The 12612-nt window shown below is 49.4% G+C and carries 13 protein-coding genes; all 13 read left to right on the forward strand.

Annotated elements, in window-relative coordinates; translation table 11 throughout:
- The first annotated feature begins 11 nt into the window (after positions 1 to 11).
- Complete coding sequence (gene hemW, locus K331_RS0100250; protein ID WP_028588726.1) at positions 12 to 1202, forward strand: radical SAM family heme chaperone HemW; 1191 nt, start codon at positions 12 to 14, stop codon at positions 1200 to 1202.
- Between the two features lie 191 nt (positions 1203 to 1393).
- A complete protein-coding gene (locus tag K331_RS0100255) occupies positions 1394 to 1870 on the forward strand; it encodes an N-acetyltransferase (protein ID WP_028588727.1) in 477 nt (158 codons plus the stop codon).
- A 155-nt stretch (positions 1871 to 2025) separates the two neighbouring features.
- A complete protein-coding gene (hrcA, locus tag K331_RS0100260) occupies positions 2026 to 3057 on the forward strand; it encodes a heat-inducible transcriptional repressor HrcA (RefSeq protein WP_018887951.1) in 1032 nt (343 codons plus the stop codon).
- A 55-nt stretch (positions 3058 to 3112) separates the two neighbouring features.
- Entirely contained in the window at positions 3113 to 3706 is a 594-nt protein-coding gene (gene grpE / locus K331_RS0100265) for a nucleotide exchange factor GrpE (protein ID WP_028588728.1), read from the forward strand.
- 78 nt (positions 3707 to 3784) lie between these two features.
- Positions 3785 to 5626, forward strand: a complete 1842-nt coding sequence (gene dnaK / locus K331_RS0100270; RefSeq protein ID WP_028588729.1) for a molecular chaperone DnaK — start codon at positions 3785 to 3787, stop codon at positions 5624 to 5626.
- A gap of 229 nt (positions 5627 to 5855) precedes the next feature.
- A complete protein-coding gene (dnaJ, locus tag K331_RS0100275; protein ID WP_028588730.1) occupies positions 5856 to 6983 on the forward strand; it encodes a molecular chaperone DnaJ in 1128 nt (375 codons plus the stop codon).
- A 363-nt stretch (positions 6984 to 7346) separates the two neighbouring features.
- Positions 7347 to 7718: a hypothetical protein gene (locus K331_RS0100280; protein WP_028588731.1), complete on the forward strand. Its 372-nt coding sequence runs from the start codon at positions 7347 to 7349 to the stop codon at positions 7716 to 7718.
- A gap of 78 nt (positions 7719 to 7796) precedes the next feature.
- Complete coding sequence (locus K331_RS0100285) at positions 7797 to 7994, forward strand: YfhD family protein (RefSeq protein WP_018887946.1); 198 nt, start codon at positions 7797 to 7799, stop codon at positions 7992 to 7994.
- Between the two features lie 145 nt (positions 7995 to 8139).
- Complete coding sequence (prmA, locus tag K331_RS0100290; RefSeq protein ID WP_028588732.1) at positions 8140 to 9105, forward strand: 50S ribosomal protein L11 methyltransferase; 966 nt, start codon at positions 8140 to 8142, stop codon at positions 9103 to 9105.
- A gap of 3 nt (positions 9106 to 9108) precedes the next feature.
- On the forward strand, positions 9109 to 9807 hold the full coding sequence (locus K331_RS0100295) for a site-2 protease family protein (RefSeq protein ID WP_018887944.1): 699 nt from the start codon (positions 9109 to 9111) through the stop codon (positions 9805 to 9807).
- A 131-nt stretch (positions 9808 to 9938) separates the two neighbouring features.
- On the forward strand, positions 9939 to 10706 hold the full coding sequence (locus K331_RS0100300) for a 16S rRNA (uracil(1498)-N(3))-methyltransferase (RefSeq protein ID WP_028588733.1): 768 nt from the start codon (positions 9939 to 9941) through the stop codon (positions 10704 to 10706).
- A gap of 1 nt (position 10707) precedes the next feature.
- The gene (mtaB, locus tag K331_RS0100305; protein ID WP_028588734.1) at positions 10708 to 12054 is read left to right on the forward strand and encodes a tRNA (N(6)-L-threonylcarbamoyladenosine(37)-C(2))-methylthiotransferase MtaB; all 1347 of its coding nucleotides are present in this window, start codon (positions 10708 to 10710) and stop codon (positions 12052 to 12054) included.
- A gap of 86 nt (positions 12055 to 12140) precedes the next feature.
- Positions 12141 to 12581 (forward strand): NUDIX hydrolase, encoded by a 441-nt coding sequence (locus K331_RS0100310; protein WP_028588735.1) that lies wholly within the window; start codon positions 12141 to 12143, stop codon positions 12579 to 12581.
- Positions 12582 to 12612 lie beyond the last annotated feature (31 nt).

The raw sequence follows: 12612 nt of genomic DNA on the forward strand, positions 1-12612 counted from the left end.
GAGTGAACAATATGTCAGCTTTGGAACAGGGACAGCATGCGTCTGCGCCGCAGGCCGTGTATATTCATATCCCTTTTTGTACGAATAAATGTTTTTACTGTGATTTCAATTCCTACGTCCTGAAGGACCAGCCTGTCATGGATTATCTGCGAGCGCTGGAGCGCGAAATGGAGCAGACCGTACAACTGCACCCACCAGGGACCATCAAGACCATCTTCGTAGGCGGCGGCACACCGACGGTGCTTACACCTGCCGAGATGGATTATTTCTTGAAATCGGTGCGGACTTATTTCCCGAATTGGGCCGAGGATATTGAATTCTCTATGGAGGCCAACCCGGGTACGACTGACTTAGAGAAGCTCGCAGTCATGAAGGAAGGCGGTGTGAACCGTGTCAGCTTTGGGGTGCAGGCATTCCAGAATCAGCTGTTATCAGGTATAGGACGTATTCATAATACGGATGATGTCTACCGCAGTCTTGAGAATGCCCAGAAGGTCGGTTTGAACAATCTGTCCATTGATCTCATGTTCGGCCTGCCGAATCAGACGGTGGATATGCTGGACGAAAGTGTGACCAAGGCTCTTGAGCTGGGCCTGCCACATTATTCGATCTACAGCCTCAAGGTGGAAGAGAATACCCTCTTCCATACACTCTTTCAGAAGAACCAGCTGCCGCTCCCGCATGAGGATGACGAGCTCCAGATGTATCAGCTGCTTATGGATCGGATGAAGGCAGCCGGATATATGCAGTATGAGATCAGTAATTTTGCCAAGCCAGGCTATGAGAGCAGACATAACATGACATATTGGCGCAACGAGCCATACTATGGTCTGGGAGCTGGTGCGCATGGTTATGCGGCAGGCCTGCGTCATATTAACATTAAGGGAGTTAATGCCTATAATGAAGCTGCAATGCAGCGTCTGCCACGACTGGATAGCGTCGATATTGATATGGAAGAGGCTATGGAGGATTTCATGATGGTGGGTCTGAGGATGCATGAAGGAGCTTCAATAAGTCGTTTTCAGCAGCAATTTGGACAATCCATGGATGAGGTGTTCTCTGCTTCCCTCCAGAAAATGCTGCAAAGAGGTCTTCTGGAGCCGATTACAGACGGATACCGCCTGAGCGCACAGGGCATCCTTTTTGGCAATGATGTATTTGCTGAATTCATCGGTGCTGCCTCCAAGACGCAGAGCGTATAATTAAACAGATTATATTAATATTCCTAATGATTATGCCGAATGAAGATTCAGAGAAGGCAACCGACAAAGTTGGTGATGAGGAACGTTATGCCACTGCCACGCCGAAAAACATCTGAATTCCTCGCTTGCAATTCTATACGACGTGTTGTATATTTATTCATATCTTACAGCAGGCGTCAGGAGGAGAGCGGATGTCATCGGTGTGCAAGCAGGTCATATGTCGGAGTGCGGTTCCCGAGGATGTGGAACCTTTATATGAAATGATTAGCGGATATGCAGAGCGGGGAATTATGCTTCCGCGATCACGGGAGGTACTGCATCGTCAACTTGAACACTTCGTGGTGGCCGAGGTTGATGGCGAAGTGGTTGGCTGTGGGTCTCTTTGCCGACTGGGCACAGATCTGGTGGAAATTCGCTCGCTTGGTATATCCGAAGGCCATAAGGGAATGGGGATTGGCTCCAAGATCGTGGATCAGCTTATCGTCGAGGCGAAGAAGCAGGGGATTCCCAAGATTATGGCTCTGACCTACGAGGTGTCTTTCTTCATTAAGAACGGGTTCTCGGTAGTGACGAAGGATATCTTTCCTGAAAAAGTGTGGACCGATTGCATCCATTGCAGCAAGCAGCATGCTTGTGATGAAATAGCTGTACTCAAAGTACTGAACTGACTTGACAACAATCAGGTCGGTTTGGTATTTTTGTATTATCGCTTAGCACTCATCTTGAGTGAGTGCTAATGATTATGGATGATTGTGGATGCAGATATTGTATTTGGTTTGAAGAAAATACATTACATCATTTGGACAGCAAGGGAGGAACTCGCATGTTGACCGAGCGTCAAAGGTTAATACTAAATGCTATAGTTGACGACTATATTCGTTCGGCTGAGCCGGTGGGGTCCCGCAGCATATCCAAGAGAGAAGATGTCGGCTTCAGCCCGGCAACCATCCGCAACGAGATGTCGGACCTGGAAGAGCAGGGCTATCTGGAACAGCCCCACACCTCTGCCGGACGGATTCCTTCACATAAGGGATATCGCTATTATGTGGATCATCTGGTGCCGCTCAGCAAGCTTGCATCTGCAGAGATGAGAGAGCTGAAGGCTTTTTATGCACAAAAACTAAATGCTATGGAGCAGGTTATCCAGCATGCATCCAATGTTCTGTCGCATATGACGAACTACACTTCCATCCTGCTGGGACCGGAGGTTTTTCATACTTCGTTGCGTCATTTTCAGCTGTTGCCCCTCAATGAGGATTCAGCGGTGGCCATTATCGTGACTAACACTGGTCAAGTGGAGAATAAGACGATCTCGATACCGGAGGGTGTGTCCTTCTCGGATATGCAAAATATCGTCAACATGCTGAACGCTAAGCTGGCGGGTGCCCCCATCTACCAGTTGAAGACACGAATGCACACGGTGCTCGGTCAGGAGATGGAGCGTCATATCTCCCAGATTGAGAACGTTATTGATGTGCTGGATAAGACACTTGAGAACGAGAGTGATCAGCGTCTGTATCTGAGCGGTGCCACGAATATGCTGACCCAGCCTGAGTTCAGGGATGTAGACAAGGTGAAGGATATTCTGGACTTACTGGAGGAGACTCCTACGCTCCTGAAAATGATGACCCCTGTCATGGGTGCTCCAGACATTCAGGTGCGAATTGGCACGGAGAATCATCACGAGGCCTTTTCCAATTGTAGCCTCATTACGGCTACCTATGCTATAGATGGGGAAGCTCTTGGCACGATTGGCATTCTGGGCCCGACACGGATGGAATATGCCAGAGTCATCAATATTCTGGGCATACTCTCCAAGGATCTTACCCATATGTTGAGTCAACGCTTTAAATAACCGTACAATGATTGAAGTCTTACTCGCAGCAATTGATCGAAGGAGGTGAAACATCTTGAAAGACAATCAAACGTTTCAAGGGGAAGAGGCAGTGAATACTGAGGAGCAAGCTTCTGCAACTGCTGCAGAAACGGTTAACGATCATGTGCAAGCACAAGAGCAGGAAGCCGCTCAACAAGAGGAGCCTGCAGCTGAGGCAGCTGGCGCACAGAGTCGTCTAGCCGCCGAACTGGAAGAGCAGCAGCAACGTCTTCTTCGTACGCAAGCGGATTTCGACAACTTCCGCCGCCGTACCCAAAAGGAGAAGGAAGAGCTTGCGAAGTACGCATCCATGAAGCTGGTTACCGAGTTGGTACCGGTCCTGGACAATTTTGAGCGTGCACTGGCTAGTGCTCCGCAATCCGATGAAGGAGAATCCTTCACGAAGGGTGTAAGTATGATCTTCCGTCAACTGGAGAGCGTCCTCACAGCAGAGGGGGTACGTGCGATGGAGGCTGTAGGGCAGCCATTTAATCCAGAGTTTCATCAGGCCATCATGCAGGTCGAAAGTGATGAGCATGAGGAAGGCATTGTTGTTGAAGAGGTACAGAAGGGCTACATGCTGAAGGATAAAGTACTTCGCCCTGCGATGGTGAAGGTTAGCATGTAATACTTACTTGATTCCATAGATGAATTACAAAAACTACGGTCAGAAGGCCAATGGTACTTATAGAAGGAGGATATTCTTGTGAGTAAAGTAATCGGTATTGACTTGGGAACTACCAACTCTTGTGTAGCTGTCATGGAAGGCGGCGAGGCAGTCGTTATTCCAAATCCGGAAGGCGCCCGTACAACTCCTTCGGTAGTTGGCTTTAAGAAGGACGGCGAGCGGATCGTAGGTGAGACTGCAAAGCGTCAGGCGATCACCAACCCAGACCGCACAATTAGCTCCATCAAGCGTCACATGGGTTCCAACCATAAGGAGAAGATTGAAGACAAAGAGTATTCTCCACAAGAAATCTCCGCAATGATTCTGCAAAAGCTGAAGGCTGATGCGGAAGCATATTTGGGTCAGACAGTAACCCAAGCTGTTATCACTGTACCAGCTTATTTCAATGACAGTCAGCGTCAAGCAACAAAAGATGCAGGCAAGATCGCTGGTCTCGAAGTATTGCGGATCGTCAATGAGCCTACAGCAGCTGCATTGGCATACGGTATGGAGAAATCCGAAGATCAGACTATCCTGGTATATGACCTGGGTGGCGGTACGTTTGACGTATCTATTCTCGAGCTTGGAGATGGCTTCTTCGAAGTTAAGGCAACCAGTGGTGACAACCAACTGGGCGGTGATGACTTTGACCAAGTAATCATCGACTACCTCGTAAGTGAATTTAAAAAGGATCAAGGTATTGATCTGAGCAAGGATAAAGCAGCTGTCCAACGTCTGAAGGATGCTGCAGAGAAAGCGAAGAAGGAATTGTCCGGAGTACTTACGACAACGATCTCTTTGCCGTTCATTACAGTAGTAGACGGCGTGCCACAGCACTTGGAGCTGAGCTTGACTCGTGCGAAGTTCGAAGAGCTGTCCGCGAATCTTGTTGAGCGCACACTGGGCCCTACTCGTCAAGCGTTGAGCGATTCCGGCTTGAATGCTAGTGAGATCGACAAGATTGTCCTGGTCGGTGGTTCCACTCGTATTCCTGCTGTGCAAGAGGCAATCAAGAAGCTGACAGGTAAAGAGCCACATAAAGGCGTTAACCCGGATGAAGTTGTAGCTCTGGGTGCGGCTGTTCAAGCTGGTGTATTGACTGGTGACGTTAAGGATGTTGTCCTGCTCGACGTGACACCTCTGTCCCTTGGTATCGAGACTGCAGGCGGCGTATTCACGAAGATGATTGACCGCAATACAACAATCCCTACAAGCAAGTCCCAGGTATTCTCTACTTATGCGGACAACCAGCCAAGCGTTGAGATTCATGTCCTGCAAGGCGAGCGCGAGATGGCTGCTGGCAATAAGACTCTGGGTCGCTTCCAATTGGGAGACATCCCTCCAGCACCACGTGGTGTTCCGCAGATTGAAGTTACCTTCGATCTTGATGCCAACGGTATTGTGAACGTATCTGCAACAGATAAGGGAACAGGCAAGAGCCAAAAAATCACGATTACTTCTTCCAGCGGTCTGAGCGACGAGGAAGTTGAACGCATGATGAAGGATGCCGAGTTGCATGCGGAAGAAGACAAGAAGCGCAAGGAGCTTGTTGAGGCGAAGAACTCTGCAGACCAATTGATCTATCAAGTAGACAAGACCGTCAAGGATCTTGGTGATAAGGTCGATGCTTCCGAGATTGAGAAGGCAAATGCAGCCAAAGACAAGCTGCAAAAAACACTCGAAACCGACAATGTTGACGAGATCAAGGCTGCAACAGAAGAATTGACAGAAATCGTGCAACAGCTGTCCGTGAAGCTCTATGAGCAAGCAGCACAAGCACAGCAAGCTGCTGAGGGTGGCGCATCCTCCGAAGGTCCTGCTCGCGATAATGTCGTAGACGCAGACTATGAAGTCGTTAATGACGATCAGGATAAGAAGTAAGCTACAATTAAAAATGGCATGATGATGAACAAAAGGACGTGAGCGTTAACTTCACAGGAAGCTCGTGAACACATATAATTGTCGCATCATGCCGAATGCATAAATATAACGTGCTGAGCAGCCATGTCATGATGGAAAGGTCAAAGCCGGGACCTCCCGTGCTTTGACTTTGCTTTTTCCATGCCATACTTGGGTTAGCCAATCAGTGCGTTAGGATGGGGGTGGAATGTTGGCTGACAAGCGTGATTACTATGAGGTGCTTGGTGTAAATAAAAACGCCGGCGAGGACGAAATCAAAAAAGCGTACCGAAAGCTGGCCCGTCAATATCATCCTGATGTCAACAAAGCACCGGATGCCGAGAATAAGTTCAAGGAAGTCAAGGAAGCCTATGATGTGCTTAGCGATGGTCAGAAGCGAGCGCGCTATGATCAATATGGGCATGTAGATCCCAACCAAGGCATGGGCGGCGGATTTTCTGGCGGCAGTGATTTTGGTGGCTTCGGGGATATCTTCGATATGTTCTTCGGTGGCAACGGCGGTGGTCGTCGTGACCCGAACGCACCACAGCGGGGAAATGATCTGCAGTACAACATGACGATTGAATTTAAGGAAGCCGTCTTCGGCAAGGAGACAGATATTACGATTCCTAGAACCGAAAGCTGTGATACCTGTCATGGCTCCGGTGCAAAGCCGGGAACTCATCCTGAGACGTGCTCGGTCTGCCGTGGCACAGGACAGGAAGAGGTTGTGCAAAACACGCCGTTCGGTCGCATGGTGAATCGTCGTGCTTGCTCCAACTGTAGCGGTACAGGGAAGATCATCAAGGACAAATGCTCGACATGCAGCGGCAGTGGTAAAGTCCGTAAGCAACGCACTATACATGTTCGCATTCCTGCGGGAGTGGACGACGGTGCACAGCTACGTATGACAGGTGAAGGTGAAGGCGGATTGCGTGGTGGTCCAGCTGGCGACCTGTATATCGTTATTCGCGTGAAATCGCATGATTTCTTCGAGCGTGAGGGTGACGATATTTACTGTGAGATTCCGTTGACTTTTGCTCAGGCAGCGCTTGGGGATGAGATCGAGATACCGACGCTTACGGAGAAGGTCAAGCTTAAGGTTCCTGCCGGAACACAGACTGGAACGTACTTCCGCTTGAAGGGCAAGGGTGTGCCAAGACTTCGTGGTGTCGGTCAGGGTGACCAGCATATCAAGGTAGTCGTAGTGACACCAAGCAAGCTTAGCGATGAGCAGAAGGATCTCCTTCGTCAGTTCGGTTCCTTAAGTGGAGAGCAGACACACGAGAATGAACAATCCTTTTTTGACCGGGTGAAGCGCGCATTCCGTGGAGATTAAGGCTCCGAACTGAAGATAATCGTTGTAGTGCTTTGAAGTACTATTACTGTCTGTATGACTCTAATGAGTACAAATGAATAGATGTGTGAATAAGCCAGATTGCGGTGATCCGATCAAAGGATGCTGTGATCTGGCTTATTGTGTTATAGCGTACAAGCCAAGCACCCATGCATAAGAATCGATGCCGTGCACACCCTAAAGTGAGGCGGCAGGGGCTCAGTACTATAGAAGCTAGGACCTACGTATTCTGCAATTTTACTTCGAAAGGATTACACGCAGTACGATTGCATTTGGTGGGGCTATGCTGGCGTTGGTACTAGGGCATAAATGAACCGTCGGACATTACAGGAAGAGGGATGGCTTGTGAGCGAGAAAAATATTCTAGCATACTTCAACACACCCGAACAGGCGCAGGAGGCGGCTAACAAGCTGAAGGCACTGCGAGTCGTCGATATGTCCATTGATCGGTTCAGTCGTTATCCAGGTGCAGGTATGAGCTCAGGTATTCCTGTCTTTTCCGGGAAAGTAAGCAGCCTGTCCTCTTTAACATCAGGTGCCGATTTTTACGGAAGCTCCTCATCCATACTTGCTGCAGCCGATATTACTGCGAGCGGGATGAGTGACGGCGGCCAGGGAGGACCGACAGGGAAGGATATTTTGCTAACGGCTGTCGTCGATGAATCCATTCATCACCAGGCATTGCAGATTGTTGAACAAGCCGGAGGCATGCTTTAGTAAAAGTAAAGCATGAAAATAAAATCAAGTGAATAAATCCAGGGAAATTAACATTTTATCTCGACAGGAGGCTGCTTCATGTCCAGAAATAAACGTCACGACAGAGTACTAACCAAGACTGACAAACTGAAGAAACTACAGTCCGCCAAGAATGAGGACGTAGAATTCTCGGCAGAGCTAGCCGATCATGATGATGTCGAAGCACTTCGTCGTAGTGAGGCGGCAGACCGTAGACAGGATCGCATTATGAACAAACCTGAGCTCAGCGATCTCTAGAATGCTGCAACGAGGGCTTGAAGGATAAATGAAGGACAGGGCTAGAGAGGGCTGGTCATAAGCAGTCCTCTCTTTTTTTGTGCTAGGGACAGCAAGTATAGTACAATACTATGGATGCTTGTTAAATGAGGAGGAGTAGAGCTACATGTTATGGCATGAATTAACCATACATACAACAGAAGAAGCGGTGGAGATGATCTCCAACTTTTTGCATGAAGCCGGAGCTGGGGGGGTATCCATTGAGGAATCGGGGACGCTGAACAAAGAGCGTGATACCTCCTTTGGACAGTGGTACGAAAGACCGCTGAACGATATTCCTGAGGGGCAGGCTGTCATTAAGGGTTACTTCGCTGAAGAGACGGATTTGAATGATATTCAGGGAGAGCTTGTACCGCGAATTGAAGAACTGAGAGCATTCGATATTGATCCTGGGGAGTATCGCTTCGAGCAACAGACCGTGAATGAAGATGACTGGGCTGACGCCTGGAAGCAGTATTTCAAGCCGCAGCGAGTATCAGAACGTCTGACCATTAAGCCAACATGGGAGAACTACGAGCCAACTAGTAGCAATGAGCAGATTATCGAGCTGGACCCGGGTATGGCCTTCGGAACAGGGACACATCCTACCACATCTCTGTGTTTGCGTACGCTGGAGTCGGTCATCAAGGGTGGCGAAGAGGTCATTGATGTCGGTACAGGCTCCGGTATCCTCTCCATCGGTGCAGTGAAGCTCGGTGCCAAGCACGTCTTAGCCTTGGATCTTGATCCTGTAGCGGTGTCAAGTGCACTGGCGAATACCAGCTTGAATGGGCTAGAGAAGCAGATTACAGTCAAGGAAAGCGACCTGCTGTCTGTCCTGGACGTTCAAGATCCGTCGCTTGGCGTCAAGCTCCCGGTTCAGGTTGTCGTCGCGAATATTTTGGCTGAGATCATTCTGTTGTTCATTGACGATGTGTACCAAGCGCTCGTTCCAGGCGGTGTATACATTGCTTCAGGGATCTGGAAGAACAAGGAGCAGGTCGTGGAGGAAGCGCTGGTTGCCGCTGGCTTCCAGATCGAGGATAAGCACCGGGACGAGGACTGGATTGCGTTCATAGCGAGAAAGGGGTAATCCATGGATTTCTTGAATTCCATATTCAGGTTCTCATTGACTGAATTACCATTCGTACTGCTGACACTCATGTTTGCTTTTACGATTCACGAGTTCTCGCACGCCTATTTTGCGAATAAATTTGGAGACCCGACGGCCCGCCTCCTGGGGCGGGTATCGCTTAATCCGGCAGTGCATCTGGACGTGCTAGGGACGCTACTGCTCGTCATTGCGGGCTTTGGCTGGGCGAAGCCTGTCCCGGTGAATCGCGACAACTTCAGTAATCCCCGGCTCATGGGGATTGTGGTCTCCGCTGCCGGACCGTTAAGTAACCTGCTACTGGCCTTTGTGACTACATTGCTCTATGTAGGGCTTGCAGCAACTGGGCTATGGTCGACGATTAGCGAAGCTAATCCGAATGCCTTTGAGGCCATTCGCATTTTTGTTAATTATATGGTGACGCTGAATATCCTGCTGTTCCTGTTCAATCTGATTCCGCTGCCACCACTCGATGGGTACCGGATTCTGGAGGATGTGGCCCCTGGGCCGCTGCGTCGTCGGTTGCAGCAGTTCGAGCAATACTCTATTTTTATTTTTCTGCTAATTCTGGTGCTGCCGCCTGTACGCGCCTTTACGATTGATCCACTTTATTCGATGATTAATGTGATTGCCGATCAGTTTTTCAGATTTGCCATCATGCTGTTTGGAGTAGGGGGAGCCTAACGGCTCCTTTTTTTGTTGAGGCAAGCGCCAAATGATCCGAAATACTGGTCATCCATCCGCAAAAGTTGTATGATATATTTTTGGAAGCATTCGTAATGAACGTGACTGAAGCAGGTAGGGAGGCACAAGCAATGCAGCGTTATTTCATCCCTCCGGCACATTTTCTGGAGGATCGCGTCGTTGTGGAAGGCGAGGATGCTCGTCATATCACCAGAGTGATGCGGAGCAGGCCTGGAGATCAATTTATCGTTAGTGACGGAATATCACGTGAAGCTCGGGTAGAGATTGAGGAGATCGGGGCAGAGAGTGTCACTGCTGTAATTATAGAGAAGCTGGATATGACATCCGAGCCGCAGGTGCAGGTTACAGTCGCACAAAGTCTACCGAAAGGTGACAAGATGGAGCTGGTCATTCAGAAGTGCACGGAGCTTGGGGCCTATGCCTTTGTTCCATTTCTGTCTGATCGGACGGTTGTGCAGTATGATGGGAAGAAGGAAGCGAAGCGTCTGGAGCGTTGGCGGAAGATTGCCAAGGAGGCGGCAGAGCAGAGTCACCGCAATCGAATCCCGGAGCTGGCAGCACCGCTCTCATGGAAGCAATTACTGGCCTCTTTTACGGGGTATGATCTGGTATGCTATTGTTATGAAAAAGAAAGCGGACGCCAGCTGCGTGACGTGATCGCTCCCTTTATGCAGGGGAGAGATCATGGTGCTGTGGCTCCGCGTATTTTGCTCGTGATCGGACCGGAGGGCGGATTTACAGAGCAGGAGAGCGCAGCAGCAGAGACGTCAGGTGCGCAGTCGACAGGGCTCGGACGCCGCATTTTGCGCGCTGAGACGGCTGGGATGACTGCACTTGCCTGCATACTTTATGAATCAGGAGAAATGGGAGGGATTTGACATGCCGGCCGTGGCATTTTATACACTGGGATGTAAGGTCAACTTTTATGATACAGAAGCGATTTGGCAATTGTTCAAGCAGGAAGGGTATGAACAGGTTGATTTCGATGAGCAGACGGCTGATGTCTATCTGATTAACACCTGTACGGTAACCAATACCGGCGACAAGAAGAGTCGGCAGATCATTCGTCGTGCCATTCGCCGTAACCCGGATGCGATCGTAGCGGTAACAGGATGCTATGCCCAGACCTCGCCAGCCGAAATTCTGGACATTCCAGGTGTTGATCTGGTTGTAGGTACACAGGATCGGGATAAGATTTTGCCTTATGTCAAGCAGATTCAGGAGTCCCGTCAGCCCGTCAATGCGGTACGCAACATTATGAAGACTCGTGTCTTCGAGGAAATGGATGTGCCGGATTTCGCAGACCGTACGCGTGCTTTTCTGAAAATTCAGGATGGTTGTAACAATTTCTGCACATTCTGCATAATTCCTTGGTCACGTGGGCTGTCCCGTAGTCGGGATGCCAAGAGCATCATTGCCCAGGCTCACCAGCTTGTAGAGGCAGGCTACAAGGAGATTGTGCTCACAGGTATTCACACGGGTGGCTACGGAGATGATCTGGAGAACTACGATCTGTCTGATCTGCTGTGGGATCTGGAAAAGGTAGAAGGACTGGAGCGCATTCGGATTAGTTCGATTGAGGCCAGTCAGATTGACGAGAAAATGCTGGACGTTCTGAAGCGTTCCCGGAAGCTGGTGCGTCACTTCCATATTCCGCTGCAAGCCGGAGATGATACGGTGCTGAAGCGCATGCGTCGCAAATATACAACAGAAGAGTTCTACAACAAGATGGTAATGATCCACAAGGCAATGCCAGATGTAGCGATCACGACGGACGTCATTGTAGGCTTCCCGGGGGAGACGGACGAAATGTTCCGCAATGGGTATAACCTAATGAAGAAGATTGGTTTCTCCGAAATGCACGTCTTCCCATATTCGAAGCGTACAGGCACCCCTGCCGCTCGTATGGAGGATCAGGTTGACGAGGACATCAAAAATGCCCGTGTACATGAACTGATTGAGCTGTCAGAGCAAATGCAGTTGGCTTATGCCCAAAAATTCGTAGGACAGGTGCTGGAGGTCATTCCTGAGGGAGAACCGAAGGGCTTGAAGAATAGTGGCAGGGTACATGGCTATAGCGACAATTACATTGATATCGTGTTCGAGGGATCTACCGAGCTGAATGGTCAGGTATGTCAGGTTCTGCTTACAGAAGCTGGAGTGAATGAAAGCCAGGGCAAGCTCGTTCGTGTCGTGGACAGTAGTCTGCGTGCTGCGGCTTTGTAAAGGCATTATCGCTTGACAACATTAACGGACAAGGATTTTGTCTTCCACTGGAGGATAAAATCCTTGTTGCACAAGGAGGGCATGATATGACAGCCGTAAAAAAGGAAATATCTGCAGGTGGTGTGGTCTATCGTCATGTGGATGGGCAGCTTGAGATTCAACTGATCACGGATCGTTACGGGAAAATGTCTTTGGCCAAAGGGAAAATGGAGGCTGGAGAGACCATTGAGGAGACTGCTCTTCGTGAAATTTTGGAGGAGACGGGCGTCACCGGGAAGATCATCAATCAGGTAGATATGATTGCTTATACGTATGAGCATCCTGATTATGGACAAGTCGATAAGGAAGTGCATTATTATCTCGTGGAGGCGCTGAGTGGTGAGCTGCAGGCTCAGGTTGAGGAGATTAAAGGAGTAGAATGGTACAGCCCTGAGCAGGCTTGGTCTCTGCAACGGAGCGGTGGCTATGACAATAACGATATTATTTTGCAAAAAGCACTGTCCCAACTGGATATTCATGTATCCTGATTAAGATCCACATTAGAAATACAGTAGATCA

It is taken from the genome of Paenibacillus massiliensis subsp. panacisoli DSM 21345 (assembly GCF_000426545.1).
GTDB lineage: Bacteria > Bacillota > Bacilli > Paenibacillales > Paenibacillaceae > Paenibacillus > Paenibacillus panacisoli.